This is a genomic window from Pseudescherichia sp. L3 (assembly GCF_024656065.1).
Classification (GTDB): domain Bacteria; phylum Pseudomonadota; class Gammaproteobacteria; order Enterobacterales; family Enterobacteriaceae; genus Pseudescherichia.
In genome coordinates this window covers 302,786-328,285 of the sequence record NZ_JANKYC010000003.1, presented here as the reverse complement: position 1 = coordinate 328,285, position 25,500 = coordinate 302,786, and the positions used below count along the sequence as shown (strand labels likewise).

Annotated in this window: 27 protein-coding genes; 19 read left to right on the top strand and 8 right to left on the bottom strand. The window is 56.9% G+C overall.

The features are described 5' to 3' along the window. Window positions 1–203: 203 nt before the first annotated feature. The 4 genes from radC to mutM all read left to right on the top strand — a co-directional run bounded on the left by radC (window position 204) and on the right by mutM (window position 2,387). Window positions 204–863, top strand: coding sequence for a DNA repair protein RadC (gene radC / locus NR795_RS16820; RefSeq protein WP_222890542.1), 660 nt, complete (start codon window positions 204–206; stop codon window positions 861–863). A gap of 216 nt (window positions 864–1,079) precedes the next feature. Continuing rightward, window positions 1,080–1,316 carry a 50S ribosomal protein L28 gene (gene rpmB / locus NR795_RS16815; RefSeq protein ID WP_002436699.1) on the top strand — a complete coding sequence of 79 codons (237 nt, stop codon included), beginning with the start codon at window positions 1,080–1,082 and terminating at the stop codon, window positions 1,314–1,316. Between the two features lie 22 nt (window positions 1,317–1,338). After that, window positions 1,339–1,506 (top strand): 50S ribosomal protein L33, encoded by a 168-nt coding sequence (rpmG, locus tag NR795_RS16810; RefSeq protein ID WP_003024094.1) that lies wholly within the window; start codon window positions 1,339–1,341, stop codon window positions 1,504–1,506. Window positions 1,507–1,577: 71 nt separating this feature from the next. Then, complete coding sequence (gene mutM, locus NR795_RS16805) at window positions 1,578–2,387, top strand: bifunctional DNA-formamidopyrimidine glycosylase/DNA-(apurinic or apyrimidinic site) lyase (protein WP_042393337.1); 810 nt, start codon at window positions 1,578–1,580, stop codon at window positions 2,385–2,387. A 42-nt stretch (window positions 2,388–2,429) separates the two neighbouring features. Here the strand turns inward: mutM and coaD are convergent, their stop codons facing one another. Next, on the bottom strand, window positions 2,430–2,909 hold the full coding sequence (gene coaD / locus NR795_RS16800) for a pantetheine-phosphate adenylyltransferase (RefSeq protein WP_144818416.1): 480 nt from the start codon (window positions 2,907–2,909) through the stop codon (window positions 2,430–2,432). A gap of 9 nt (window positions 2,910–2,918) precedes the next feature. Beyond that, window positions 2,919–4,196, bottom strand: a complete 1,278-nt coding sequence (gene waaA, locus NR795_RS16795) for a lipid IV(A) 3-deoxy-D-manno-octulosonic acid transferase (protein WP_144818418.1) — start codon at window positions 4,194–4,196, stop codon at window positions 2,919–2,921. A 319-nt stretch (window positions 4,197–4,515) separates the two neighbouring features. Here waaA and rfaQ point away from each other — a divergent pair, with 319 nt between their 5' ends. The 7 genes from rfaQ to NR795_RS16760 are packed head-to-tail and all read left to right on the top strand — an operon-like array spanning window position 4,516 to window position 11,791. After that, complete coding sequence (gene rfaQ / locus NR795_RS16790) at window positions 4,516–5,586, top strand: lipopolysaccharide core heptosyltransferase RfaQ (RefSeq protein ID WP_257758802.1); 1,071 nt, start codon at window positions 4,516–4,518, stop codon at window positions 5,584–5,586. Next, on the top strand, window positions 5,583–6,707 hold the full coding sequence (locus NR795_RS16785) for a glycosyltransferase family 4 protein (protein ID WP_257758801.1): 1,125 nt from the start codon (window positions 5,583–5,585) through the stop codon (window positions 6,705–6,707). Before rfaQ ends, NR795_RS16785 begins: the two co-directional genes overlap by 4 nt. Beyond that, a complete protein-coding gene (rfaP, locus tag NR795_RS16780) occupies window positions 6,700–7,497 on the top strand; it encodes a lipopolysaccharide core heptose(I) kinase RfaP (RefSeq protein ID WP_222889241.1) in 798 nt (265 codons plus the stop codon). The genes NR795_RS16785 and rfaP overlap by 8 nt, the downstream gene beginning before the upstream one ends. A 41-nt stretch (window positions 7,498–7,538) precedes the next feature. After that, window positions 7,539–8,933, top strand: coding sequence for an O-antigen ligase family protein (locus NR795_RS16775; protein ID WP_257758800.1), 1,395 nt, complete (start codon window positions 7,539–7,541; stop codon window positions 8,931–8,933). Beyond that, window positions 8,930–9,940, top strand: a complete 1,011-nt coding sequence (locus tag NR795_RS16770) for a glycosyltransferase family 9 protein (RefSeq protein ID WP_144818428.1) — start codon at window positions 8,930–8,932, stop codon at window positions 9,938–9,940. The genes NR795_RS16775 and NR795_RS16770 overlap by 4 nt, the downstream gene beginning before the upstream one ends. A gap of 18 nt (window positions 9,941–9,958) precedes the next feature. Further along, window positions 9,959–11,065 carry a glycosyltransferase family 9 protein gene (locus tag NR795_RS16765; protein ID WP_144818430.1) on the top strand — a complete coding sequence of 369 codons (1,107 nt, stop codon included), beginning with the start codon at window positions 9,959–9,961 and terminating at the stop codon, window positions 11,063–11,065. A 30-nt stretch (window positions 11,066–11,095) separates the two neighbouring features. After that, window positions 11,096–11,791 (top strand): lipopolysaccharide core heptose(II) kinase RfaY, encoded by a 696-nt coding sequence (locus NR795_RS16760; protein WP_257758798.1) that lies wholly within the window; start codon window positions 11,096–11,098, stop codon window positions 11,789–11,791. Window positions 11,792–11,798: 7 nt separating this feature from the next. Here NR795_RS16760 and rfaC read toward each other — a convergent pair whose 3' ends face one another. From rfaC to rfaD, 3 genes are read right to left on the bottom strand one after another with little or no spacing between them, the layout of a single operon-like run. Further along, on the bottom strand, window positions 11,799–12,752 hold the full coding sequence (gene rfaC, locus NR795_RS16755; protein WP_257758797.1) for a lipopolysaccharide heptosyltransferase RfaC: 954 nt from the start codon (window positions 12,750–12,752) through the stop codon (window positions 11,799–11,801). 3 nt (window positions 12,753–12,755) lie between these two features. Next, window positions 12,756–13,802, bottom strand: a complete 1,047-nt coding sequence (rfaF, locus tag NR795_RS16750) for an ADP-heptose--LPS heptosyltransferase RfaF (protein WP_257758796.1) — start codon at window positions 13,800–13,802, stop codon at window positions 12,756–12,758. A 2-nt stretch (window positions 13,803–13,804) separates the two neighbouring features. Then, window positions 13,805–14,737, bottom strand: a complete 933-nt coding sequence (gene rfaD / locus NR795_RS16745) for an ADP-glyceromanno-heptose 6-epimerase (protein ID WP_042393318.1) — start codon at window positions 14,735–14,737, stop codon at window positions 13,805–13,807. A gap of 215 nt (window positions 14,738–14,952) precedes the next feature. On the opposite strand from rfaD, the gene kbl reads away from it, so the two are divergent. From kbl to NR795_RS16730, 3 genes are all read left to right on the top strand, one after another. Continuing rightward, window positions 14,953–16,149, top strand: coding sequence for a glycine C-acetyltransferase (gene kbl, locus NR795_RS16740; protein WP_144818441.1), 1,197 nt, complete (start codon window positions 14,953–14,955; stop codon window positions 16,147–16,149). A gap of 9 nt (window positions 16,150–16,158) precedes the next feature. Then, window positions 16,159–17,184 (top strand): L-threonine 3-dehydrogenase, encoded by a 1,026-nt coding sequence (tdh, locus tag NR795_RS16735; RefSeq protein WP_257758795.1) that lies wholly within the window; start codon window positions 16,159–16,161, stop codon window positions 17,182–17,184. Between the two features lie 127 nt (window positions 17,185–17,311). Further along, window positions 17,312–18,346, top strand: a complete 1,035-nt coding sequence (locus NR795_RS16730) for a glycosyltransferase (RefSeq protein ID WP_144818445.1) — start codon at window positions 17,312–17,314, stop codon at window positions 18,344–18,346. Here the strand turns inward: NR795_RS16730 and NR795_RS16725 are convergent. The 3 genes from NR795_RS16725 to gpmM are packed head-to-tail and all read right to left on the bottom strand — an operon-like array spanning window position 18,343 to window position 22,113. Continuing rightward, complete coding sequence (locus NR795_RS16725; RefSeq protein WP_144818531.1) at window positions 18,343–19,251, bottom strand: divergent polysaccharide deacetylase family protein; 909 nt, start codon at window positions 19,249–19,251, stop codon at window positions 18,343–18,345. The genes NR795_RS16730 and NR795_RS16725 overlap by 4 nt on opposite strands. Window positions 19,252–19,287: 36 nt before the next feature. Then, a complete protein-coding gene (gene envC, locus NR795_RS16720) occupies window positions 19,288–20,556 on the bottom strand; it encodes a murein hydrolase activator EnvC (RefSeq protein WP_222889250.1) in 1,269 nt (422 codons plus the stop codon). 9 nt (window positions 20,557–20,565) lie between these two features. Beyond that, window positions 20,566–22,113: a 2,3-bisphosphoglycerate-independent phosphoglycerate mutase gene (gene gpmM, locus NR795_RS16715; RefSeq protein ID WP_257758794.1), complete on the bottom strand. Its 1,548-nt coding sequence runs from the start codon at window positions 22,111–22,113 to the stop codon at window positions 20,566–20,568. A 249-nt stretch (window positions 22,114–22,362) separates the two neighbouring features. Here gpmM and NR795_RS16710 point away from each other — a divergent pair, with 249 nt between their 5' ends. From NR795_RS16710 to cysE, 5 genes are all read left to right on the top strand, one after another. Continuing rightward, complete coding sequence (locus NR795_RS16710) at window positions 22,363–22,794, top strand: rhodanese-like domain-containing protein (RefSeq protein ID WP_042393305.1); 432 nt, start codon at window positions 22,363–22,365, stop codon at window positions 22,792–22,794. Between the two features lie 14 nt (window positions 22,795–22,808). Beyond that, complete coding sequence (gene grxC / locus NR795_RS16705) at window positions 22,809–23,060, top strand: glutaredoxin 3 (RefSeq protein WP_144818451.1); 252 nt, start codon at window positions 22,809–22,811, stop codon at window positions 23,058–23,060. 32 nt (window positions 23,061–23,092) lie between these two features. After that, window positions 23,093–23,560 carry a protein-export chaperone SecB gene (secB, locus tag NR795_RS16700; protein ID WP_042393300.1) on the top strand — a complete coding sequence of 156 codons (468 nt, stop codon included), beginning with the start codon at window positions 23,093–23,095 and terminating at the stop codon, window positions 23,558–23,560. After that, the gene (gene gpsA / locus NR795_RS16695) at window positions 23,560–24,579 is read left to right on the top strand and encodes an NAD(P)H-dependent glycerol-3-phosphate dehydrogenase (protein ID WP_144818453.1); all 1,020 of its coding nucleotides are present in this window, start codon (window positions 23,560–23,562) and stop codon (window positions 24,577–24,579) included. Before secB ends, gpsA begins: the two co-directional genes overlap by 1 nt. A 70-nt stretch (window positions 24,580–24,649) precedes the next feature. Next, a complete protein-coding gene (gene cysE / locus NR795_RS16690; RefSeq protein WP_042393296.1) occupies window positions 24,650–25,468 on the top strand; it encodes a serine O-acetyltransferase in 819 nt (272 codons plus the stop codon). Window positions 25,469–25,500 lie beyond the last annotated feature (32 nt).

Sequence of the window (25,500 nt, the reverse complement as noted above, 5' to 3'; positions counted from 1 at the left end):
TCATTCCTGTTGGGGTTTCACCAGAAGGTGGGCATTTTATCACACTCTGCAAAGTGACGTGCTTTTGCGCATAACTCACTTTACGAGCTGCTACGCAAAAGCAAAGACCGCAGGTCGAGCCGCTGCGCGTGCCGTGGCAAAATCGGGTTTTCACAGGGAGGAGCGCTATGGAGATGACGAGAGTGCTGACGTCATATGAGAACATGCCGCGTGAAAAGATGCCCCGCGAGAAGATGCTGCGGCTAGGGATCGCGTCCCTCACCGATATCGAACTGCTGGCGCTGTTTCTGCGTACCGGCACGCCGGAGCGCAGCGTGATGGCCTTCGCCGAATATCTGGTCGCGCATTTTGGTTCGCTTTACGATCTGCTCTCTGCGGACGCAGAGCAGTTTGCCGAGGTGTCGGGTATCGGCGTGGCGAAGTTTGCCCAGCTCAAAGGCATCGCCGAGCTGGCGCGCCGCTACCACGCCTCCAGCATTCAGGAGGCGCTGACCCTGGACAGCCCGCAGGCCACCAGAGCGTTTCTGCAAAGCCAGCTTGCCGACGAGCCGCGCGAAATCTTTCTGGTCATCTATCTCAACAATCAGAACCGGGTGCTCAGGCACAGCCGCCTCTTTTCCGGCACGCTGAGCCACGTTGAGGTGCATCCGCGTGAAATTGTCCGGGAAGCTATCGCGATCGGCGCCGCTGCCGTGATCCTTGCTCATAATCATCCTTCGGGTTATGCGGAACCCAGTTTTGCCGATAAACAAATCACCGAACGTGTGGTAAAATGTTGTGAATTCATGGATATCCGTGTATTAGATCACCTCGTGGTAGGCCGGGGAGAGTGGGTTTCATTTGCCGAACGTGGTTGGATTTAAACCACCCCGCGCGATCCAGCGGGATCTTTGTCTGTTCGGGACTTGAGCACACAGCCGACACAGCGTATACTACGCCACCTTTGAGAATCTCGGGTTTGGCATTTGGGCCTGGCAATCGCGAGTTCACACTGAACCGCCGTGACCGGGCCTTACAGCCTGACGAGGCGTCAAAACCCTATACGAAGCTCGAGCTAATTTGATTTTTGGAGAATAGACATGTCCCGAGTCTGCCAAGTTACTGGCAAGCGTCCGGTGACCGGTAACAACCGTTCCCACGCACTGAACGCGACTAAACGCCGTTTCCTGCCGAACCTGCACTCTCACCGTTTCTGGGTTGAGAGCGAGAAGCGTTTTGTCACCCTGCGCGTATCTGCTAAAGGTATGCGTGTAATCGATAAGAAAGGCATCGATACAGTTCTGTCTGAACTGCGTGCCCGTGGCGAAAAGTACTAAGTACTTAAAGAGGAAATAAATCATGGCTAAAGGTATTCGTGAGAAAATCAAGCTGGTTTCTTCTGCTGGTACTGGTCACTTCTATACCACTACGAAGAACAAACGTACTAAGCCGGAAAAACTGGAACTGAAAAAATTCGATCCAGTTGTCCGTCAGCACGTTCTTTACAAAGAAGCTAAAATTAAATAAATTTTAGTTTTCTTGTACAGAAACCCGGCTTCGGCCGGGTTTTTTGCATTCTGCGTCTCTAAGGAGGAAACATGCCTGAATTACCTGAGGTAGAAACCAGCCGCCGCGGTATAGAGCCGCATCTGGTAGGGCAAACTATCCTGCACGCGGTGGTGCGTAATGGCCGCCTGCGCTGGCCTGTTTCCGACGAGATCCACCGCCTGAGCGATAAACCGGTGCTGAGCGTGCAGCGGCGGGCAAAATATCTGCTGCTGGAGCTGCCCGACGGCTGGATCATCGTCCATCTCGGCATGTCCGGCAGCCTGCGCATCCTTCCCCACGATCTGCCTGCTGAGAAGCACGATCATGTCGATTTGGTGATGAGCAACGGCAAAGTGCTGCGCTACACCGATCCCCGCCGCTTTGGTGCCTGGCTGTGGACCAAAGAGCTGGAGGGACACAACGTGCTGGCGCACCTGGGGCCGGAGCCGCTCAGCGATGCGTTCAATGCCGAGTATCTACAGCAGAAGTGCGCCAAAAAGAAAACCGCCATTAAACCCTGGCTGATGGATAACAAGCTGGTGGTGGGGGTGGGCAATATCTACGCCAGCGAATCGCTGTTTGCTGCCGGGATCCATCCTGACCGGCTCGCCTCGTCGCTCTCACAGGAAGAGTATGCCCTGCTGGTGCAGGTCATTAAGGCGGTGCTGCTGCGCTCGATAGAGCAGGGTGGGACAACGTTAAAAGACTTTTTGCAAAGCGATGGCAAGCCGGGCTACTTCGCCCAGCAGCTACAGGTTTACGGGCGCAAAGGCGAACCCTGCCGCGTCTGCGCGACGCCAATCATAGCGACCAAGCACGCCCAGCGCGCAACCTTCTACTGCCGCAACTGCCAGAAGTAACCGACCGTAGGCCCGGCAAGCGCAGTGCCGCCGGGCAACGCGTTATTTAAGCTTCTGCAACAGTGCCTGGTGCACGTTTGGCGGCAGGAAGTCAGTCACGTCACCCTGATGACGCGCAACCTCTTTGACCAGCGACGACGAGATAAACGACCACTCCTTGGCAGGCATCAGAAAGACGCTCTCCAGCTCCGGCATCAGGTGGCGATTCATATGCGCCAGCTGGGTCTCATACTCAAAATCCGCCACCGCCCGCAGACCACGGATCAAAATGGTCGCCTGCTGGTTACGGGCGAAATTTGCCATCAGATCGCTAAAGCCAATGACCTCAACGTTTTCCAGATGAGCAGTCGCCTCCTGCGCGAGGGCAACGCGCTCCTCCAGCGAGAAGAGTGGCTTTTTGCCTGGACTGGCGGCAATCGCCATGATAACCCGGTCAAACATGCCCGCGGCCCGGGTAATGATGTTGATATGGCCGTTAGTAACCGGATCGAAGGTGCCAGGGTAAATTGCGCGCTTTTGCATATAAAAACCTTAATGGGCTTTTGGTGGCAGATAGGGTTCCAGCAATTGTAACAGACGCTGTAGCGCGCCCTGGTTTTGATAGAGCACCTCTACCGCATGGCGACCGTAAAAGTTACGGTAGTCCTCATCGGTCAGCAGGGAGGCGACCTCTTTGCTCAGCGAGGCGACGTCCGTCACGGTGATCAAACCATCGGCCTGGGTCAGACGGGCACAGATGTCTTTAAAGTTGAAGGTGTGCGGCCCCATCAGCACCGGAATAGCGTGCGCGGCGGCTTCCAGCGGGTTATGCCCGCCGCGCTCTACCAGCGAACCACCAACAAAGGCGAGATCGGCAATACCGTAGAGCAGCATCAGCTCGCCCATGGTATCGCCCACCACGACCTGAGTGCTGCCGGAGGGGACTTCCCCGGACGAGCGGGTGATGTAGCTCAGGCCCGCCTGGCGCACCAGGTTGATGGCGTCCGGGAAACGTTCCGGATGGCGCGGAACCAGAATCAGCAGCAGGTTAGGAAACTCTCTTAACAGCGTCTGGTGTGCTTCAATGACCGCGCTCTCTTCACCCTCGTGGGTGCTGGTGGCGATCCACACCGGGCGATGCGGAGCCCACTGGCGGCGCAGCGTCACTGCCCGGGAGGCAAGCTGGGGCGTAACCGAGATATCGAACTTCAGGCTACCGGTGACGGTGAGCTGGTTACGCTTCGCCCCAAGGGCAATAAAGCGCTCGCCATCCTCTTCGTTCTGAGCAGCGATCAGCGTGATACGGCGCAGCAGGGTGCGAATAAAATCGCCCAGCTTTGCATAGCCTTTAGCGGAGCGCGCAGAGAGACGGGCGTTGGCGATCACCAGCGGAATTTTGCGCGTGTGCAGGGCGGCAATCAGGTTTGGCCACAGCTCGGTCTCCATCACCAGTACCAGCTTCGGATCCACAGCGTTGAGAAAACGATTGAGCGCGTCCGGCAGATCGTAGGGCAGGTAGACGTGTTGAACGTCATTACCAAAAGCGGAGAGCACGCGTTCGGAGCCGGTCGGCGTCATGGTGGTGACGGTAATGGGGAGATCCGGGTAGCGATGGCGCAGGGCGCGAACCAGCGGGATGGCCGCCAGGGTTTCGCCTACGGAAACGGAGTGCATCAGAATGCCGCCGGGCTTCAGCGGTTGCTTATAGAAGCCGTAACGCTCGCCCCAGCGTTTGCGGTATGCCGGTGCTTTGCGACCACGCACCCAAAGACGCAGCCAAATAAGCGGCTGAATCAGGTAGAAAAGAGTGGTGTAAAGCAATTGAAGCATAGTACGCACTGGCTGATGGATGTGCTGGGAATTCTATGTATTTAGCTGCATCAATGCTATTACTTTTGCCGAATTCGCTGCAAATCCCCCCTTCAGAGGGCGATGAATCCTAAAACCTGTGCTTTTTTGTTGTATTTTTATAAAGTTAGTTGAAATCAGCACGTTGCTGAAAAAACATTCGTGTCGGTTTAGATAGCAAAAAATGCTACACTAGCGCGCAAAAATAAGCGCGTTACGGTGCACGGGTAGCGGGTTAGCCTGGGCAGCAGCGTGCTTATTGTCGTCTATATTGGTCATCATCAACGGATAAGAGCCGCCTGTGGAAAAGCCATTTCAAAGAATTCTGCTGATAAAAATGCGCTTTCATGGGGATATGCTGCTCACGACGCCTGTCGTAAGCACCCTGAAACGCCGCTACCCTGACGCGAAAATCGACGTGCTGCTCTACCAGGATACGATCCCTATCCTGTCAGAAAACGCAGAGATCAACGCGCTCTACGGCCTCAAAAATAAAAAAGCCAAAGCCGGGGAGAAAATCACCAACTTCGTGGATGTGCTCAAACAGCTGCGCGCTAACCGTTACGATCTTATCGTCAATCTCACTGACCAGTGGATGGTCGCCGCGCTGGTGCGCTGCCTGCCTGCCCGCGTCAAGATTTCACAGGATTTCCCCCATCGTCAGGCGGCTTTCTGGCGTAAAAGCTTTACCCATCACGCTCCTGTCGTTGGCGATCATATTGTTGAGCGCAACCTCTCGGCGCTGCGTCCGCTGGGGATTGCGGAAGATTATCGCCAGCTCACCATGAGCTATGCCGGGCAAAACTGGCAGGCGATGAGCGAGCAGCTAACGGCCGCCGGAGTAGGGGAGCACTATGTCGTGATCCAGCCTACGGCGCGCCAGGCCTTTAAGTGCTGGGATAACAGCAAATTCTCTCAGGTCATCGACGCCCTGCATCATCAGGGCTATGAGGTGGTGCTCACCTCCGGGCCCGGCGCGGACGATCTGGAGTGCGTGGAGGAGATTGCCAGCGCCTGCGAAACGCGTCCGGTCACCGCGCTGGCGGGAAAAACGCGTTTTCCTGAGCTGGCCGCGCTTATCGATCACGCCGCGCTGTTTATTGGCGTCGACTCCGCACCCATGCATATCGCCGCAGCGGTAAAAACCAAAATCATTGCCCTATTTGGCGCGACCGATCATATTGCCTGGCGTCCGTGGTCAGAGGACGCCGTCGTGCTCTGGGCCGGCAACTACCAGCCAATGCCGACGCGTGACCAGCTCGATCGCAATCGGCGCTACCTCTCAGTGATACCGGCCGAGGAGGTTATCGCTGCCGCCCGGACGCTGCTTCCACCGCTCAACGCTGCCGTGCAGGCAGGGGGCTCCCTATGATCGTGGCCTTTTGTCTCTACAAATACTTCCCGTTTGGCGGACTTCAGCGCGATTTTATGCGCATTGCCCAGACGGTAGCAGGGCGCGGCCACCAGGTGCGGGTCTACACCCAGTCCTGGCAGGGCGAATGTCCCGCAGAGTTTGAGCTGATTGTCGTTCCGGTCAGGAAACGCACTAATCACGGGCGCAACGCCGAATACTATCAGTGGGTAAAAGCGCATCTTGCGCAGCATCCTGCGGCGCGGGTGGTAGGCTTTAACAAGATGCCGGATCTCGATATCTACTACGCGGCAGACGTCTGCTACGCCGAGAAGGTGGCGCAGGAGAAGGGCTTTTTCTACCGCCTGACGTCACGCTACCGCCACTATGCGGCCTTTGAGCGTGCCACCTTTGAACAGGGCAAGAAGACGCAGCTACTGATGCTGACGGATAAGCAGATCGCCGATTTCCAGCGCCACTATCATACCGAGCCTGAGCGTTTTCACATTCTGCCGCCGGGGATCTATCCCGATCGCAAATACAGCCAGCAGATCCCCGACAGCCGTCGCGTCTACCGCGAAAAAAACCGTATCGGTGAGGATCAGAACTTTGTTCTGCAGGTGGGGTCAGATTTTAACCGCAAGGGCGTGGCGCGCACTATCGAGGCTATCGCCGCGCTGCCTGACGCGCTGCGGCAAAATACGCTGCTGTTTATTGTCGGCCAGGATAAACCTGGACACTTCGCTGCCCTTGCCGCAAAGCTGGGCATCAAAGAGAATGTGCACTTCTTTGCCGGACGCAGCGACGTGGCGGAGCTGATGGCCGCAGCGGACCTGCTTGTGCATCCTGCGAAACAGGAGGCGGCGGGCATTGTACTGCTGGAGGCGGTGGCGGCAGGGCTACCGGTGATTGTCACCGAGGTCTGTGGCTACGCGCCTTATATAACGGATGCCCGCTGCGGCGTGGTGATTAACGAGCCGTTTTCGCAGGCAGCGCTGAATAAGACGCTGGCCGATGCGCTGGGCACGCCGTCGCGCTTGCGCGAATGGGCGGCCAACGCCCGTCACTATGCGGATACGCAGGATCTCTACAGCCTGCCGGAAAAGGTAGCTGATATGATAACGGGTAAAGTTAATGGTTGAACTGAAAGAGCCGCTGGCGACCTTATGGCGCGGTAAAGATGCCTTTGCCGAAGTGAAGAAGCTGCAGGGCGATGTGTTTCGCGAGCTGGAAACGCGCAGAACGATCCGCTTTGAGCTGGCTGGCAAGAGCTACTTCCTGAAGTGGCACCAGGGCACCTCGGTCAAAGAGGTGGTGAAAAACCTGTTCTCTCTGCGCCTGCCGGTGCTGGGTGCTGACCGGGAGTGGAACGCGATCCATCGCCTGCACGAGTGCGGCGTCGACACCATGCACGGGGTTGGCTTTGGTGAGAAAGGGGCCAATCCGCTCACCAGAACTTCGTTCATTATTACTGAAGATCTGACCCCAACGATCAGCCTTGAGGACTACTGTGCTGACTGGCGCGAGAATCCGCCCGATCTGCACGTGAAGCGGATGCTGATCCGCCGCGTCGCCACTATGGTGCGCAAGATGCATCAGGCTGGCGTCAACCACCGCGACTGCTACCTGTGCCACTTTCTGCTGCATCTGCCTTTTTCCGGAGAAGAGCAGGATTTAAAACTGTCGATAATCGACCTGCATCGGGCGCAAATCCGCCGCCAGGTTCCACAGCGCTGGCGTGACAAAGACCTTATTGGCCTCTACTTCTCTTCGGTCAATATCGGTCTGACGCAGCGGGATATTCTACGTTTTATGAAGATCTATTTCGCCACGGATCTGAAGGCGATATTTAAGAGTGAAGGGCAGTTACTATCGTCATATGAGCGTAAGACTCATAAGATCGTAACGCATTCGCAGCGCAATAATCTGTAGCGCTTTTACTGTTGATAGCCAGTTTTATGATAGGTTTTAATATGATAGCCGTTCAGTCTTTAGCGAACCTTTCCGCTAAAAAAGTCACCACCTCGCTTCTGCTTTTCTGTTTCTGCGTTCTGTGTTTTGTCTGGCCGATTGAGAACTCAAATCTGCCTGCCAACCGCAACCTGTTTATCTACGTCGGCCTGGCGATGACCCTGTTCCTCTATTTTAAAAAGCAGGGCATGCCGCTGGCGCATAACGTTAAAACACGTATGCCGATTTACCTGCTTGCTGGCCTGCTGATCTTTACCTTATTGAACGGGTTGCTGGTGGCGCCGGACCTTAAGCAGATGTTTCGCAGCTGGCAGGGCCAGTACCTGCGCGCCGCGCTGATGTTTTTCATTGGCTTGCTCATCTACTCTTTTACCGCCAGCTGTTTCCGAGGCTTAAGTAAACCCCGCTTTCTCTCTCTCGTGGTGCTTTGCTCGCTGGGCGTGATATTTATTCATGTTATCCAGACTGCCTTTATGTACCTGCGTAACGGCTATATTGACTGGGGCATCACCTGGATTGTGCGCACCCGCACCGAGATGAGCTTCCAGATTAACTTTATCTGCGGGATTCTCTTTGCCGAGCTGCTTTCTCGTCTGTTCCTGCACCGCAAGTTTTTAATCTTTAAAACCAGCCTGCTGCTCTTTTTCATTGCCGTCTGCTTTGTCGCCACCGCGTTAGTGAATACCCGCTGGGGCACGATTGGTTTAATCGGCAGTACTATCTCTATTTGCGTCTTTATCGCCGCCAAAATGCTCAACCGCAGCAATCGCAGTAAGATGCTGCTGACCGGTGCGGCAGTCGTGCTAATGGTCGTCGCCGTAGGCTATGCCTCCTGGACCCAGGATCCGCGCTGGCAGAGCCTGAGCCAGGACGCCGTATCCGGGTGGAATCTGTCGGTGGATAATCGCTGCTACGATGGGTTTACAGGACCGACCCTGCAGGACAGCACCGGTAGGGTTTTGGATGAGTCTAATGCCTGCCGCTCAACCTTCTTCCATCAGGGCTGGAAGCTGGTGTTTGAAAATCCCTTTGGTACCGGGCCGCGTAAAGACGCCTTTTTAGTCCTGTTACAGAAGGCCTATCATGACCCTTCTATTAAGCAGTCTAATAGCCACTACGGCGTGATCGATTTTGCGCTACAAAACGGCTTTCTGGGTCTGGCCGGCTGGTTATGCTTTGTGATCTCGTTAATTGTGGCTGGCTGGGACGCGTTTTCTAAAAAGCTCGTTATGCCGGGTCTCTTCTTATCATTAATGGCGGTGAGCTTCCTCTTCCGCTCCAGCGTAGATAACATGCTACGCGATCACTTCTTAGAGCAGTTTATGGCCTTTACCGGCCTGATGATTGGGCTGATTGTGACCAAAGATAAAAATAGCGTGCCGGGGAGTGCGTCATGAAGGTTTTGATTATTCGTCGCGATAATATTGGCGACCTGATTCTGACTACGCCGCTGATTGCAACCATTGCCCGCGAAACGGGAACCCAGGTCGATCTGCTGGTCAACACCTACAATAAGCCGGTGCTGGATAATAACCCGCACGTCGGCAAGGTGTTTCTCTACAGCAAGCTGCACCATCGTAGCAAAGGGACGTCGGCGTTAAGTGTTCTGTGGCAGCGGTTAAAAACCATTATCGATCTGCGCCGCGCGCGCTATGACGTGGCGATTGTTGCCAAAGAGCGCTGGGACAAGCGTCCGCTGCAGTGGGCAAAGCTGGCGGGAGCGAAAAAAATCATCGCTATCGGTAATGACTGCCCGCCTGAAGTGACCGATGCGCTGCCGGAATCAACCCAGAACGAGCACCTGGTGAAGCTGCTGGCGCGGCTGGCCGAGCCGCTGGGCATCACCGCCGAGCCGGGCCCGCTGGAGCTGTACGTGCGGCCTGAAGAGACGGCGGCCATCAAGCAGAAAATTCGGCTTCCCGATGACGGCCTGCCGATCTACGGATTACAGATCAGCTCCCGTCGGCCCGAGCAGCGCTGGCCGGTAGAGCACTTTGTCGCCCTGGCGCAGCGGCTTGCCGCGCAACGGCCGTGTCATATCCTGCTTTTCTGGTCGCCGGGCAGCGCAGATAACAAACTGCATCCGGGCGATGATGAGAAGGCACGCTATATCATCGATAACTGCCAGAACGTCTCGTTAATTCCCGTGGTTACGGAAAACATCCGTGAGCTAATGGCGGGTATGTCGCTGTGCAATCAGATTGTTACCAGCGACGGCGGCGCGCTGCATATTGCCGCAGGGGTACATAAACCGATTGTTGCCCTGTTTGGTAATAAAGCGGCCTGGCTCTGGACGCCGTGGGCTGTACCGCATGAACTGCTACAGGGTGAGGGCTATGATGTCCGCAACATCCCGGTTGATGAGGTGTATAATGCCTTCATTCGTCTGCAGGAACAGCGTTAATAAGACAGGTTTCACTGAATGATTCGAGCACTGAGAAAGAAGATACAGCTAATTCTGGTTAACCTGTTTTTGCGGCTGTATACGGGTAAGAACGGCCTGGCCTCTACCCAGGCGGAATTCGCCCAGGAAGATAAGCGCAATATCAAAAATATTGTTATCTACTCCTCGACGGCGCTGGGTGATTTCATGATGAACTCCCCGGCGATCCACGCCATTCGCCGGGAGTACCCTGACGCGCATATTACCCTTATCTGCCATAAAAAAATGGTGCAGTTTCTTTCGGCGGGTAAAGATTGGGATAGCCTCATTGCCTGGGATAACAAGCTGACCACGGTCTCCGCGCTGGTAGACAACATCAAACAGCAGGGCCGCCCGGATGCGGCAATTATTCTGCACTCCCATACGCCGTATGATTTTCTCAGCGCCCTCCGCGCCGGGGCAAAATATGTCTTTATCGATAACGATAAGCAGGCTATTCCCCTGGTCAGCAAATGGGCCACCAGCCGCCTGAAGAATTTTGTCGGTCATACTATTCAGCGCAAGCTGGAGCTGATTGCTCCCTTCCTTAGCCATGAGCCTTCCCGGGCCATGCGCCTGCCCGCAGAGGTGGTGGTAGATGAAGCGACCCGCGATCCGGCGGTGAAGTACGTTGGCTTCCAGATGGGGGCGTCGAGCCTGCGTAAATGCTGGTCGACAGAGAATTTTGCCCGCCTCGCGACCCAGATGATTAACGACAACGACGCGGTAAAGATCGTGCTGATTGGCGCACCAAACGAAGTCGCGCTGCAGGATAAGTTCCTGCAGCAGCTCGATGCCCGCTATCACGATCGCGTTCTGCCGCTGATTGGCAAAACCACTATTCCCGGCCTGCTGCAGGAGATCAAGAAGATGAGCCTGCTGGTGACGTCCGATACCGGTCCTCTGCACTTGGCCGTAGCGATGCAGGTCCCGACCGTCAGCATGTTCGTGGTGACCTCGCCTATGCTCTATGGCCCCTACCAGGATCCAGAGCTACATTCGGTTATCTATAAAGCCTTTACCACATTTGATGAACAACATTACGCCTCCGCATTGGATAAAATCAGCCTTAACGAAGTGTATGCGCGGGTGAAAACGTTTCTCTAGCTTCTGCCCGCCGGTATAAGGAAAACAATAATGAGCGTGGCGTTTAGCCGTAAACAGGGTTTTGAGATCTATCAGCGTATCAACGATGATGATTTCACCGCCCTGCTTACGCAGTATAAAAATAACCAAATTCCGGTACACAAACTGGCCAGCGGCAGTGCCGCCAGGTCAGTGGCGATTATCGCCTCTGAGAAGCGTAAATACATTCTGAAAGAGGATCGCGAGCGGGATAAGCGGCTTGAGAAGAAGATCGCCAACTTTATATTTGGCCCGTTCCAGTCACGCCTTATTAAACTGATGGATCGCGCCGTTAACGAAGGCTGCCACGTTTTCCAGGAGCTTTACTTCGTTGCCGAAAAGAACCGTTTTCGTACCACGCAGGATGTGTACGCCTTCTATGAGTATATTGAAGGCACACCCCTCACCGAGGTAGATAACCCCGAGCAGTTCATTCCGCAAATCATTGAGTGCATTCTCGAGCTGCACCGTCACGGGCTGGCCTCAAACGATATCCACTTCGGCAATTTTATCCTGACGCCTGACGGCACTCTGCGTATTATCGATATCTCCTGTAAGGCAAGCGTGAAGGTGTGCCAGGCAAACGATCTGCTGACGCTGCGCAGGAAATTCGGCGTGGAGATTGAAAGCAGCAGCGGGGTGTATAAAATCATCCGTGCTAAAGAGGCCCTGCGGCGGAAAATCCGCACGCTCAAGCATAAAAAATAACGCCCTGTCAGGGCGTTATAGTTTTAAACACCGTTTCCGCCGTCAGCTGCTGCAGATCGCCATGGGGCGATCGCACCGCCAGCTGATTTTTGCCGTAGCCGCCAATCAGCCCCGGATCGGTCGGGCCGTAGAGCGTAAAGTTGGGTCGGTCGAGAGCGGCGGCCATATGGCTCAGTCCGGTATCCACCGACACCACCATCCGGGCACCCGCCAGTTCGCGAGCCACCTTCTCCAGGCTCAGGCGCGGCAGGACTTCTACGTAATCAAACCCCTCCGCCAGCCGTCTGGCACGCGCCTCTTCATGCGGTGCCCCCCACGGAAGCTTAATCTTTAACCCCGACGCCGCCATCAGCGCCAGCAGATCCCGCCAGCGGGCTTCCGGCCAGTGCTTATCATCCCGCGTGGTAGCGTGCAGAAACACGGCGTAAGGCTCACCCGCAGCGCTATCTTCGACAAAATGCCGGGCGATGGCGTAGTCGCCCTGGGTCTGCGGCTTGCTGTAGCCCAGGCTTTTCGCAAACAGCTCCCGGGTGCGCTCCACGGCGTGCTGCTGCCGGGCAATATGGTGGCGACGACTGTAGAACAGACTGGCCAGCGGCTCGCGAGCGCTTTGCCAGTCCATGCCGTGCTTCAGGCCATGCGCCAGCCGGGTGACCAAAGCCGCACTTTTCACCAGCCCCTGGGCATCGATCACTGCGTCATAGCGCACTGCCCGCAGGGTTTCACGAAACGCCTGGCGCTCTGCTTTCACCGGATCGGAGAACCAGGCTTTACGCCAGCGGCGCAGGGCCACCGGGATGACGCGATCCACCGCCTCATGCCAGGAGGGGATCTGAGCAAACCCCTCCTCCACGACCCAGTCAAAGCGGATCCCGGCAATCGCCTGCATGGCGTCCGTCAGGGCGGGCAGGGTATGCAAGACGTCACCCATCGACGAGGTTTTAACGATCAGTACCCGCATCCGTTAGCCTTCTTCATCCAGCAGGAGGCCGTTGAGCGTCTCCAGCACCTGCTCAGGCTGAATATCGATCAGGCTCTGATGGTAGCCCTCTGCGGCATCGCCTTTACGTACCTTGTGGTAGCCGGTGATAAGACGGATCACCCGCGCCTTATGCGACAGCGGCGGGGTAAAGTCCGGGCTGCTGGGACCGTACAGCGCCACCAGCGGGCGGTTAAGCGCGGCGGCAACGTGCATCAGGCCGGAGTCGTTGGTGACTACGGCCCGGCAGGCCGCCAGTAAAATCACCGCCTGCTCAAGCTGGGTCTCACCGGCCAGGTTACGGCACCACGCCTGCTGCTCAAGGCTCAGCATGGTCAGGATCTCGTTCCCGGCTTCGTGATCTTTCGCGGAGCCAAACAGCACCACCTGGTAGCCTTCGTCGATCAGCTGCTTCGCCAGCTCGGCGTAGTGGTAGTGCGGCCAGCGCTTCGCCGGGCCAAACTCCGCGCCGGGGCAGAAGCCTATGAGGGGGCGATCGCTCAAGATGCCGAAGGTGTTACAGGTGCGGCGCTGCTCACTCTCGTCCACCTGCAGCTGCGGCCAGAGCAGCGGCTGAGGCAGATCTTTTGCTGACTCCATCACGCCTTTATCGTAGGCCAGCGCCACGTAGCGCTCGACCATCAGCGGCCAGTCCTGCTTATCCAGTACGCGGGCATCGTTAAGCACGCCGTAGCGCATCTCGCCGCGCCAGCCGGTGCGCACGGGGATGTTGGCAAAGAAAGGCACTAAGGCAGATTTATAAGAGTTAGGCAGCACGTAAGCGCGATCGTAGCGGCGCTCGCGCAGGCTCACGCCAAGACGGCGACGTGCGCCAAGCTCCAGCGCCCCATGCCCAAGTGGCATAGGGATCGCTTCATTCACTTCCGGCATCCGCGACAGCAGCGGACGACACCATGCAGGGGCCATCACGTCGATTGTCGCCTGGGGATAACGCGCCTTGAGCGTGCGATAGAGACTTTGCGACATCATCATGTCGCCCACCCAGGATGGACCCACTACAAGTATCTTCATGATTACGCGTCGCGGTTCAGCCAGGCCATATACTCCGCTACGCCTTCGGCAACGGTTTTAAATGGCTTGTCGTAACCTGCTGCACGCAGATTGGTCAGGTCCGCCTGGGTAAACGCCTGGTAGCGGCCTTTCAGCTTCTCCGGGAACGGGATGTATTCGATCTCGCCCTTCTTATGGAATGCCAGCGCGGCGTCGGCCACGGCCTGGAAGGACTCTGCGCGGCCGGTGCCGAGGTTATAGATACCAGAGACGCGGTTTTCCCAGAACCAGAGGTTTACCGCCGCCACGTCGCCCACGTAGACGAAGTCGCGCTTGAAGCCGTCGCTGCCTTCAAACAGCTTCGGCGTTTCGCCGTTGTTCAACTGGGTGTTGAGGTGGAAAGCGACGCTGGCCATGCTGCCTTTATGGCCTTCACGCGGACCGTAAACGTTGAAGTAGCGGAAGCCGACGATCGGCGAGTTTGCTTCTGGCAGGATCTGGCGCACGTACTCATCAAACAGGAACTTGGAGTAGCCATAGACGTTCAGCGGCTGCTCATACTCGCGGGATTCAATAAAGTCGCTGGTGCGTCCGCCGTAGGTGGCTGCAGAGGAGGCGTACAGGAACGGAATATCGCGCTCCAGGCAGTAGTGCAGCAGCTCTTTGGAGTACTGATAGTTGTTATCCATCATGTACTTGCCGTCCCACTCGGTGGTGGAGGAGCATGCGCCTTCGTGGAAGATGGCTTCGATATCGCCGAACTCTTCGCCCGCCATAATCTGGATGAGGAAATCCTCTTTATCCATATAGTCAGCGATGTTCAGATCGGCCAGGTTAACGAACTTGGTGCCGTCTTTCAGGTTATCGACCACCAGAATGTCAGTGATGCCTTTGTCATTGAGCGCTTTGACAATGTTGCTGCCGATAAAGCCTGCGCCGCCGGTAACGATAATCATAACTGTAACCTTTAAATGTGGATGCACTGAGACAATCTCAGGCATGAATACCTTTATCATACCATCACATTGCCGACCCTTCAGCCCTTCGCCGCGATCCCAGCGGGCCGTACGTGATTTGTGCTGCAAAAACGATAACCGGTGCGGCATCATCTCGTATCAGCGTAATGCTTTCGGTAAGATGTGCTGAAATTTGCCCAGTCTGGAGAATTGCAATGCGTGGGGATTTTTACCAACGGTTGAACAGCGACCTTGAAACCGCCCGAGCGGAAGGGTTGTTTAAAGAAGAACGCATTATCACCTCGGCCCAGCAGGCCGATATCACCGTTGCCGACGGCAGCCAGGTGATCAACTTCTGCGCCAACAACTACCTCGGTCTGGCGAACCATCCGGATCTCATCAGCGCGGCGAAGGCCGGAATGGACAGCCACGGCTTCGGCATGGCCTCCGTGCGTTTCATCTGCGGTACCCAGGACAGCCATAAAGTCCTTGAGCAGAAGCTGGCCGGCTTCCTCGGCATGGAAGACGCCATTCTTTACTCCTCCTGCTTCGACGCCAACGGTGGCCTGTTTGAAACGCTGCTGGGGGCGGAAGACGCGATTATCTCTGATGCCCTGAACCACGCGTCTATCATCGACGGGGTACGCCTCTGCAAAGCCAAACGCTATCGCTACGCCAATAACGATATGCAGGAGCTGGAGGCGCGTCTGCAGGAGGCGCGTGACGCGGGCGCGCGTCAGGTACTGATTGCCACCGACGGCGTCTTCTCTATGGACGGCGTGATTGCCAACCTGAAGGGCGTCTGCGACCTGGCAGACAAATATGAGGCGCTGGTGATGGTCGACGACTCTCACGCGGTGGGGTTTGTTGGCGAAAACGGCCGGGGTTCACACGAGTATTGTGACGTAATGGGCCGGGTGGACATTATCACCGGCACGCTGGGCAAGGCGCTTGGCGGTGCATCCGGCGGCTATACCGCAGCCCGTAAAGAGGTGGTGGAGTGGCTGCGTCAGCGCTCGCGTCCGTACCTGTTCTCTAACTCGCTGGCACCGGCGATTGTTGCCGCCTCCATCAAAGTCCTGGAGATGGTGGAGTCCGGCGCGGCGCTGCGTGACCGCCTGTGGTCAAATGCCAGCCTGTTCCGCGAGAAGATGACCGCGGCGGGCTTTACCCTGGCCGGGGCTGATCACGCCATTATTCCAGTGATGCTGGGCGATGCGGTCGTGGCGCAGAACTTTGCCCGCGAGCTGCAGAAAGAGGGGATCTACGTGACCGGCTTCTTCTTCCCGGTGGTGCCGAAAGGCCAGGCGCGCATTCGCACCCAGATGTCGGCGGCCCACTCCCCTGAACAGATTGAACGTGCGGTGGAGGCCTTCACCCGCATTGGTAAACAACTTGGCGTGATTGCCTGAGGACGAAAGATGAAAGCGTTATCCAAGCTGAAACCGCAGGAAGGGATCTGGATGACCGACGTGCCAGAGCCAGAGGTGGGCCATAACGATCTGCTGATCAAGATCCGCAAAAGCGCGATCTGCGGCACGGACGTGCACATCTATAACTGGGACGAGTGGTCACAAAAAACCATTCCGGTACCGATGGTCGTCGGCCATGAGTACGTTGGGGAAGTGGTCGGGATTGGCCAGGAGGTCAAAGGCTTTAAGATCGGCGACCGCGTTTCCGGCGAAGGCCACATTACCTGCGGGCACTGCCGTAACTGCCGCGGCGGCCGGACCCATCTCTGCCGTAACACCGTTGGCGTCGGCGTGAACCGCCCCGGCTCTTTTGCCGAGTATCTGGTTATTCCGGCCTTCAACGCCTTTAAAATTCCAGACAACATCTCTGATGAGCTGGCAGCGATTTTCGACCCGTTCGGCAACGCCGTGCATACCGCACTCTCCTTCGATCTGGTGGGTGAAGACGTGCTGGTCTCCGGTGCGGGTCCTATCGGTATCATGGCGGCAGCGGTGGCGAAGCACGTTGGTGCACGCCACGTGGTGATCACCGATGTCAACGAGTACCGTTTGGATCTGGCGCGCAAAATGGGCGTTACCCGAGCGGTTAACGTGGCAACCGAGAGCCTGGATGATGTCATGGCCGAGCTGGGCATGACCGAAGGGTTTGACGTAGGGCTTGAGATGTCCGGCGCACCCCCGGCATTCCGCACCATGCTCGATACCATGAACCACGGCGGCCGCATTGCGCTGCTGGGCATTCCGCCGTCAGAGATGTCTATCGACTGGAACAAGGTTATCTTCAAGGGCCTGTTTATCAAGGGTATCTATGGCCGCGAGATGTTTGAAACCTGGTACAAGATGGCAGCGCTGATCCAGTCTGGCCTGGACCTCACGCCGATCATTACCCACCGTTTCGGCATCAATGAGTTCCAGCAGGGCTTTGACGCCATGCGCTCCGGCCAGTCCGGAAAGGTGATCCTGAGCTGGAATTAATCTTCCGCCAGCGTTAACTCAGACCAGGCCCCAAAAGCCTGGTCTTTTTATTTGTACAGCTTTTAACCTTATCTTAATATTCGGCTGGTAAAAGGGAGGGATATTCTAAAGATGGAATGATTATCCCATGACAACCCCTACAAAAAAGCTGAGCGTCATTATCCCGCTGTACAATGCCGGGAACGATTTTAAAGCCTGCATGGAGTCGCTGATCGCCCAGACATGGACCGATCTGGAGATCATCATTGTTAACGATGGCTCGACGGATAACTCCGTGGAGATCGCTAAGTTTTACGCCGAAGCGTACCCTCACATTCGCCTGCTGCATCAGGCAAATTCCGGCGTCTCCGTCGCCCGCAACCGCGCGCTGGACGTGGCAACCGGGGATTATATTGCCTTTGTCGACGCCGATGACGAAGTCTATCCCACCATGTATGAAAAGCTGATGGCAATGGCGATGGCGGACGACCTGGATGTCGCCCAGTGCAACGCCGACTGGAGCTCGCGGGCTACCGGCAAGGTATGGCAATCCATTCCCACCAGCCGCCTGCGTTCCACGGGCGTACTCACCGGGCCGGACTGGCTGCGGATGGGGCTGAGGTCACGCCGCTGGACGCACGTGCTGTGGATGGGGGTCTATCGCCATGACCTGATCAAACAGCACCGGATCCGCTTTGTACCGGGCCTGCATCATCAGGATATTATCTGGAGCACCGAGTTTATGTTTAATACCCGGCGCGTCAGGTACACCGAAGAGTCGCTGTACAGGTATTATCAGCACGATAACTCCGTTAGCCATATGAAGCGGCAGGGGGATAAAAACCTCGCCTATCAGCGGCACTACATCAAGATCACGCGCCTGCTGGAGAAACTCAACAGCGACTATGCGGGACGTATTCCTATCTATCCGGAGTTCCGCCAGCAGATTACCTATGAGGCGCTGCGCGTGTTTCACGCCCTGCGTAAAGAGCCAGATACCCTGACCCAGCAACGCATGATTGCCGAGGTATTCACGTCAGGGATGTACCGCCGAATGCTGACCAACGTGCGCAGCGTCAAGATGGCCTACCAGGCGCTGCTCTGGTCGCTGCGGCTCTACAGGTGGCGCGATAAATCGCTGTCGCACCACCGTATTGCCCGCAGGGTGCTGAACCTGGGTTAGCTTTTTCCCCAGCCCTGCCACTGCTGCTGGAACCATGCCGTGACCGAACTCTGGCTAATGCTTTCGCCCAGCACGGTAAAGAAGCGGCTGGCGTGAACCGGCTGCAGAGGCTGCTTCGGTTTACACAGCTTCACGCCGTGGAACGGATTGCGCGGCGCATTGGGTTGAGTGCTGCCAGCAGGCGGCGTCAGGTTCGGTCTTGAGGTATCCGTCTGCGGTTCGTTAAGCAGGCTGCTCGGACGCACCAGGGTGATATCCCCCGGCAGGCTGTAGATCATCTGCTGCAACACACGCACGGTCGAAGGGTGAGGGTGGCCAATGGCGATCGCCGAGCCGTTGCGGCGGGCCAGGTCTACCGCCCGGTTAAACTGGCGGCGGATATCGCCTTCATTCTGCGTATCATCAAGAAATACCCGACGCTTGATTACCTTTACGCCCGTCCCGGCGGCGGCGCGCATCGCCTGGCTGTTGCCGATGGTCATGCTGTCGAGGAAGTAGAGGTTATAGCGCTCCAGGGCCTGCATCACCTTCTGCATGCCAAACAGGCTTGAGGTCATGGCGCTGCCCATATGGTTATTCAGGCCGACGGCGTAGGGCACTTTGCCATAGGCGTCGCGAATGATGCGCTCGATCTCGTCGCTGCTCATCTCCGGGCGCAGGGTATCTTTTTCCAGCGGCTGCTTGCTCAGCGGGGCCATCGGCAGGTGGATCAGCACCTCATGGCCGCTATTGTGCGCTTTAGTGGCCATCTCATGGGCATGAGGCGCGTTGGGCAGCACGGCCACGGAAACTTCAGCGGGCATCGCCAGCACCTGGTTTTCCGTATGCGGGCGATAGCCGAAATCATCAATAACAATGGAGAGCTTGCCGGCGTGCGCCGGAACAATGAACGGCAGAAGCGTCATAATCGAGAAAAACAGACGACGAAGCTGAAGCAAAACTTATCTTCCCAACCACGGTTGTGGATTAACCGCCTGACCCTGACGACGAATTTCAAAATAGAGTGACGGACGGCCCTGACCGCCACTGCTGCCCACGAGGGCAATGGGTTGGCCGGCGCGAACCTGGGTTCCAACGCTGACCAGCGCGCTCTGATTATAGCCGTAAAGGCTCATATCGCCTTTCCCGTGCTCAACCACCACCACCAGGCCGTAGCCCTGTAGCCAGTCGGCGAGGATCACCCGTCCGTCGGCGATAGCTTTCACTTCGCTCCCTTCGGACGCACCGATCACAATCCCTTTCCACCGTAGCTCACCCTGCAGCTGTTCGCCATAGCGATGGAGCAGCGAGCCGCGAACCGGCCAGTAGGCCTGACCGCGCGGCGAGCCTAAGCCGCCGGTACGCGACATTAGTGAGCGTTCGCTCTCGGTGGGTTTATAGGTGGTGCCTTTGCGTGACGCTTCCTGCTGGCGATCGCGTACTGCGTCGGCCTCGCGCGCCTCGCGCTCTGCCCGCGCTTTTGCTGCGGCTTCGGCCCGGGCAAGGCTGTTACGCAGACGGGATTCGTTAGCTCGCAGCTCGCTCAGCTGCTGCTGGCCCGCCTGAATGGAGCTTTCCAGACTGGTAAGGGTCTTTTTACGCTCGTTGCGCGCCTGCTCCAGCTTCGCCTGCTGGGCCTGCTGTTCATAGAGCAGCGTCTGCTGCTGGCTCTGCTTCTCTTCCAGCTCGGCACGCTGGGCAGCCACCTCTTCGCGGGTCTGCTTGAGCTGGGCGATAGTCTCCTGGCGAGCCTGGTTCAGGTAGCCATAGTAGGCCTGCATGCGCTCGCCGCGGGCGGTCTCTTCGCTGTTAAAGATATACTGCACGCCGGAGTGCTCGCCCTGGCGAAAGGCGGCGTCGAGCTGGGCCGCCAGGTTACGCTCCTGGCTGGCTTTCTGCTGCTCAAGCTTTGCAATTGACGCATTCATGGCGTCGATCTGCTTGTTGAGTTCGTTGAGGGTGCTTTGGGTTTCACGCAGCTTGCGGGCGGCGGCGGAGATCGCCTCTTCCTGGACTTTAAGCTGCGCCAGAAGCGTAGCGCGCTGCTGCTGCTGCTGCCGTACCGCTCGCTCTTTGCTGGCGATATCGGCCTGAATCGATTTTAGCTGGTCGCGATCGTCCGCGTGGGCAGGAAAAACGCACAGCAAAACGCCAGCGCTGAGCGCGCTGGCACAGAACAATGGCCGGACAGTGCCGGCCCATGTAATTGAAAAAATCGCCTTTCCCCTCATGGGGAGCGATTATTCCACGATAAACAGCGGCCTGCCAGTCATCTCTTGCGGGATTTCCATGCCCATCAGGCTCAGCATGGTCGGCGCGATGTCGGAAAGTTTACCGCCGCTGACTGCTTTAACCGATTTACCCCCGACGTAGATCAGCGGAACCGGCAGGTTAGTGTGGGCGGTATGGGCCTGACCGGTGGCCGGGTCGCGCATCTGCTCGGCATTGCCGTGATCCGCGGTAATCAACAGCTGGCCGCCGGCGGACTCTACCGCGTCGGCGACCTCGGCGATGCATTTATCCAGCGTTTCGACGGCGGCAACGGCAGCCTCAAACACGCCGGTATGGCCGACCATATCGCCGTTCGGATAGTTGCAGATGATGGTGTCGTACTTGCCGCTCTTGATAGCAGCGACCAATTTTTCAGTTAATTCTGCAGAGCTCATCTCTGGCTGCAGATCGTAGGTCGCCACTTTCGGAGAGTTGATCAGGATGCGATCTTCACCGCTGAACGGCTCTTCCACGCCGCCGTTGAAGAAGAAGGTAACGTGCGCGTACTTTTCCGTTTCGGAAATGCGCAGCTGAGTTTTGTCGTTCTTCGCCATCCATTCGCCAAAGGTATTGGCCAGCGAGGCGGGCGGGTAGGCACAGGATGCGGTGATGTCAGCAGCGTATTGCGTCAGCATCACGAACTCGCCCAGCTTGATGGTTTTTTTCCGCGCGAAGCCGTCAAAATCGGCGCTGACGAAGGCACGGGTGATCTCACGGGCGCGGTCGGCACGGAAGTTCATGAAAATCAGCGCGTCGCCATCCTGCATGGCCGAGTCGGCCTGGCCTGCTGCACGGATCACCGTCGCCTTTACGAATTCGTCGTTCTCGTCGCGCGCGTAGGCGGCCTGAAGACCCGCCACGGCGGTGTCGGCCTGGTATTCACCCTTCGCCTGGGTCATCAGGTCATAGGCCTGCTCAACGCGATCCCAGCGGTTGTCGCGGTCCATGGCATAGTAGCGGCCAATAATCGTCGCGACGCGGCCTTTGCCCAGCTCGGCAAACTTCTCTTCAAAACGTTTCAGCGAGGATTCTGCGCTACGCGGCGGGGTATCGCGTCCGTCGAGAAACGCATGCAGGTAGATCTTCTCCGCACCGCGTGCCGCAGCCAGCTCTACCATCGCCAGAATGTGATCTTCATGACTGTGCACGCCACCTGCCGAGAGCAGGCCCATAATGTGCACGGCTTTACCTTGTGCGACGGCGTTATCTACCGCGCCCGCCAGCACCGGGTTGCTGAAGAAGGTACGCTCTTTGATCTCTACGTCCAGACGGGTGAGATCCTGATAAACAATGCGGCCCGCGCCCAGGTTGACGTGACCCACTTCGGAGTTACCCATCTGGCGGTCCGGCAGGCCCACTTCGAGGCCGGAAGCGTCAACCAGCGTGTGCGGACGTTTCGCCCACAGTGCATCCATGACCGGCGTTTTGGCATTAAAAATAGCGTTATCCTGCTGATCTTCGCGGTAGCCGTAGCCATCCAGAATCACCAGTACCATAGGTTTTTTAGTAACCGACATTGCGACAACCCTCAAGCTCATAAGACAAAAAATTTGCCTGATTTTACTACGACTGAATCGATTAAATAGCCGCAGAAGATCAAAGAAAAGGGTGGTGAAAGGCGTGGTTTGGGCCGCTTTTCGCGCTTTTTTCCGTGACGGTACGCAGAAAATGCATTCCTTATTGCTCGCTGGCTGTATTTGCCACACTGCACAGGTATACTCCTTTCCTGGTTTTTTTATTCACTGAGTCGGGAGCTGTTACCCCCCATGCAAGAAATTATGCAATTTGTTAGCCGTCACCCCATCCTCTGTATCGCGTGGGTTGTATTACTGGGGGCGGTGCTGTTCACCACCTTCAAGGGCCTTACCTCCAAAGTAAAAGTGATCACCCGTGGTGAAGCGACGCGTCTGATTAACAAAGAAGAGGCCGTGGTTGTCGATCTGCGTCAGCGTGATGATTTCCGCAAAGGGCATATCGCCGGCGCGGTGAATTTGCTGCCAGCCGAAATTAAAGCCAATAATGTAGGTGAGCTTGATAAACACAAAAGCAAACCCATTATTGTTGTAGATGGTTCTGGCATGCAGGCGCAGGAGCCTGCCAGCGCGCTGGTCAACGCGGGCTTCACACAGGTCTATGTGCTGAAGGATGGCGTGGCAGGCTGGAGCGGCGAAAACCTACCGCTGGTTCGCGGTAAATAATCTGGAGAAGCGTTATGGCCAACATTGAAATCTATACCAAAGCAACCTGCCCGTTCTGCCACCGTGCAAAGGCGTTGCTGGACAGCAAAGGCGTGACCTACGCGGAGCTGCCGATTGACGGCAATGCCGTGAAGCGCGAAGAGATGATTCAACGTAGTGGCCGTACGACCGTGCCGCAGATTTTTATTGATGCACAGCACATTGGCGGCTGTGACGACTTGTATGCGCTGGATGCGCGTGGTGGACTCGATCCCCTGTTGCGCTAAGGCGTTTGAGTATATTACTAAGGGTTTTTCTCATGTCAGAACAAAATAACACCGAAATGTCTTTCCAGATCCAGCGTATCTACACCAAGGATGTCTCTTTTGAAGCGCCGAATGCGCCTCATGTATTCCAGAAAGACTGGCAGCCAGAAGTTAAACTGGATCTGGATACCGCATCCAGCCAGCTGGCTGATGACGTATACGAAGTGGTCTTGCGTGTGACCGTTACCGCAAGCCTGGGCGAAGAGACCGCGTTCCTGTGCGAAGTGCAGCAGGCCGGTATCTTCTCCGTTGGTGGTATCGAAGGCAACCAGATGGCGCACTGCCTGGGCGCGTACTGCCCGAACATTCTGTTCCCGTACGCCCGCGAATGCATCACTAGCCTGGTTTCTCGCGGTACCTTCCCGCAGCTGAACCTTGCGCCGGTCAACTTTGATGCGCTGTTCATGAACTATTTGCAGCAGCAGGCTGGTGAAGGTACTGAAGAACATCAGGATGCCTGATGAGTACACCTAATGCTCATATGACTGTGATCGGTGCCGGCTCTTACGGCACCGCTCTTGCCATTACGCTGGCAAGAAATGGCCACCAGGTTATTCTCTGGGGGCACGATCCAAAACATATCGCGACCCTGCAGCACGATCGCTGCAATGCCGCATTCCTTCCCGATGTGCCTTTTCCCGACACGCTGCACCTTGAGAGCGATCTAGCGACCGCAGTACAGGCCAGCCGCAATATTCTGGTGGTAGTACCAAGCCACGTGTTTGGCGACGTGCTGCGGCAGATCAAGCCGCTGATGCGTGACGATGCGCGTATCGTCTGGGCGACCAAAGGTCTGGAAGCCGAGACGGGTCGCCTGCTACAGGACGTGGCGCGTGAGGCGCTGGGCGACACCATTCCGCTGGCGGTGATCTCCGGGCCAACCTTCGCCAAAGAGCTGGCAGCGGGTCTGCCGACGGCCATTGCGCTGGCCTCGACGGATAGCGCCTTTGCTGAAGATCTCCAGCAGTTGCTGCACTGCGGCAAAAGCTTCCGCGTCTACAGCAACCCGGACTTTATCGGCGTCCAGCTGGGCGGGGCGGTGAAAAACGTCATCGCCATTGGGGCAGGGATGTCGGACGGCATCGGCTTTGGGGCCAACGCCCGTACCGCGCTCATTACCCGTGGGCTGGCAGAGATGTCACGCCTCGGCGCTGCGCTGGGTGCTTCTCCCGAAACCTTTATGGGGATGGCAGGGTTAGGCGATCTGGTGCTGACCTGTACCGATAACCAATCCCGCAACCGTCGTTTCGGCATGATGCTCGGCCAGGGTATGGACGTGCAGCAGGCCCAGACGCAGATCGGTCAGGTGGTAGAAGGCTACCGCAATACGAAAGAGGTCCGCGAGTTGGCACACCGCTTTGGTGTCGAAATGCCGATTACCGAGGAGATATTTCAAGTATTGTATTGCGGTAAAAATGCGCGCGAGGCAGCATTGACCCTGTTAGGGCGCACGCGCAAGGACGAGCGTAGCAGTCAGTAAAGTCAAATCATCTAAATGGACACGGCCAACGTAGATTGGCCGGTCTCTTTTATTACGTCTGGAGTATGCAATGCCGTGTGAAGAGCTGGATCTGGTCTGGAATAATATTAAAGCCGAAGCCCGGGCGCTGGCGGACTGTGAGCCCATGCTGGCCAGTTTCTATCACGCGACGTTACTCAAGCATGAAAATCTCGGCAGCGCGCTGAGCTATATGCTGGCCAACAAGCTGGCATCGCCCATCATGCCCGCCATCGCTATCCGCGAAGTGGTCGAAGAGGCCTATGCCGCCGATCCCGAAATGATCGCCTCTGCCGCCTGCGATATTCAGGCGGTGCGCACCCGTGACCCGGCGGTAGATAAATATTCTACGCCGCTGCTCTACCTGAAAGGTTTCCATGCGTTGCAGGCCTACCGCATCGGGCACTGGCTATGGGCAGAGGGCCGCCGCGCGCTGGCTATCTTCCTGCAAAACCAGGTCTCAGTGTCGTTCCAGGTCGATATTCACCCGGCGGCGCGGATTGGCCGCGGCATCATGCTCGACCATGCCACCGGCATTGTGGTGGGTGAAACGGCGGTGATTGAAAACGACGTCTCGATTCTGCAATCCGTCACCCTCGGCGGGACTGGCAAAACCAGCGGCGATCGCCATCCGAAAATCCGTGAAGGGGTGATGATTGGCGCAGGGGCAAAAATCCTCGGCAATATCGAAGTCGGACGCGGCGCGAAGATTGGCGCAGGTTCAGTGGTGTTGCAGCCTGTACCGCCTCATACCACTGCCGCAGGGGTTCCGGCACGCATTGTCGGTAAGCCTGAGTCGGACAAGCCCGCAATGGATATGGACCAGCACTTCGCTGCCCATCATGGGTTCGAGTACGGCGACGGAATATAATCCGCACGCATGATGTAGGCCGGGTAAGCGTA

Excerpts from the sequence above, each read along its gene's own strand:
- radC (WP_222890542.1), top strand. The coding sequence starts at position 204 with ATGCCGCGTGAAAAGATGCCCCGCGAGAAGATGCTGCGGCTAGGGATC.
- rpmB (WP_002436699.1), top strand. The coding sequence starts at position 1,080 with ATGTCCCGAGTCTGCCAAGTTACTGGCAAGCGTCCGGTGACCGGTAAC.
- rpmG (WP_003024094.1), top strand. The coding sequence starts at position 1,339 with ATGGCTAAAGGTATTCGTGAGAAAATCAAGCTGGTTTCTTCTGCTGGT.
- mutM (WP_042393337.1), top strand. The coding sequence starts at position 1,578 with ATGCCTGAATTACCTGAGGTAGAAACCAGCCGCCGCGGTATAGAGCCG.
- coaD (WP_144818416.1), bottom strand. The coding sequence starts at position 2,909 with ATGCAAAAGCGCGCAATTTACCCTGGCACCTTCGATCCGGTTACTAAC.
- waaA (WP_144818418.1), bottom strand. The coding sequence starts at position 4,196 with ATGCTTCAATTGCTTTACACCACTCTTTTCTACCTGATTCAGCCGCTT.
- NR795_RS16785 (WP_257758801.1), top strand. The coding sequence starts at position 5,583 with ATGATCGTGGCCTTTTGTCTCTACAAATACTTCCCGTTTGGCGGACTT.
- rfaP (WP_222889241.1), top strand. The coding sequence starts at position 6,700 with ATGGTTGAACTGAAAGAGCCGCTGGCGACCTTATGGCGCGGTAAAGAT.
- NR795_RS16775 (WP_257758800.1), top strand. The coding sequence starts at position 7,539 with ATGATAGCCGTTCAGTCTTTAGCGAACCTTTCCGCTAAAAAAGTCACC.
- NR795_RS16770 (WP_144818428.1), top strand. The coding sequence starts at position 8,930 with ATGAAGGTTTTGATTATTCGTCGCGATAATATTGGCGACCTGATTCTG.
- NR795_RS16765 (WP_144818430.1), top strand. The coding sequence starts at position 9,959 with ATGATTCGAGCACTGAGAAAGAAGATACAGCTAATTCTGGTTAACCTG.
- NR795_RS16760 (WP_257758798.1), top strand. The coding sequence starts at position 11,096 with ATGAGCGTGGCGTTTAGCCGTAAACAGGGTTTTGAGATCTATCAGCGT.
- rfaC (WP_257758797.1), bottom strand. The coding sequence starts at position 12,752 with ATGCGGGTACTGATCGTTAAAACCTCGTCGATGGGTGACGTCTTGCAT.
- rfaF (WP_257758796.1), bottom strand. The coding sequence starts at position 13,802 with ATGAAGATACTTGTAGTGGGTCCATCCTGGGTGGGCGACATGATGATG.
- rfaD (WP_042393318.1), bottom strand. The coding sequence starts at position 14,737 with ATGATTATCGTTACCGGCGGCGCAGGCTTTATCGGCAGCAACATTGTC.
- kbl (WP_144818441.1), top strand. The coding sequence starts at position 14,953 with ATGCGTGGGGATTTTTACCAACGGTTGAACAGCGACCTTGAAACCGCC.
- tdh (WP_257758795.1), top strand. The coding sequence starts at position 16,159 with ATGAAAGCGTTATCCAAGCTGAAACCGCAGGAAGGGATCTGGATGACC.
- NR795_RS16730 (WP_144818445.1), top strand. The coding sequence starts at position 17,312 with ATGACAACCCCTACAAAAAAGCTGAGCGTCATTATCCCGCTGTACAAT.
- NR795_RS16725 (WP_144818531.1), bottom strand. The coding sequence starts at position 19,251 with ATGACGCTTCTGCCGTTCATTGTTCCGGCGCACGCCGGCAAGCTCTCC.
- envC (WP_222889250.1), bottom strand. The coding sequence starts at position 20,556 with ATGAGGGGAAAGGCGATTTTTTCAATTACATGGGCCGGCACTGTCCGG.
- gpmM (WP_257758794.1), bottom strand. The coding sequence starts at position 22,113 with ATGTCGGTTACTAAAAAACCTATGGTACTGGTGATTCTGGATGGCTAC.
- NR795_RS16710 (WP_042393305.1), top strand. The coding sequence starts at position 22,363 with ATGCAAGAAATTATGCAATTTGTTAGCCGTCACCCCATCCTCTGTATC.
- grxC (WP_144818451.1), top strand. The coding sequence starts at position 22,809 with ATGGCCAACATTGAAATCTATACCAAAGCAACCTGCCCGTTCTGCCAC.
- secB (WP_042393300.1), top strand. The coding sequence starts at position 23,093 with ATGTCAGAACAAAATAACACCGAAATGTCTTTCCAGATCCAGCGTATC.
- gpsA (WP_144818453.1), top strand. The coding sequence starts at position 23,560 with ATGAGTACACCTAATGCTCATATGACTGTGATCGGTGCCGGCTCTTAC.
- cysE (WP_042393296.1), top strand. The coding sequence starts at position 24,650 with ATGCCGTGTGAAGAGCTGGATCTGGTCTGGAATAATATTAAAGCCGAA.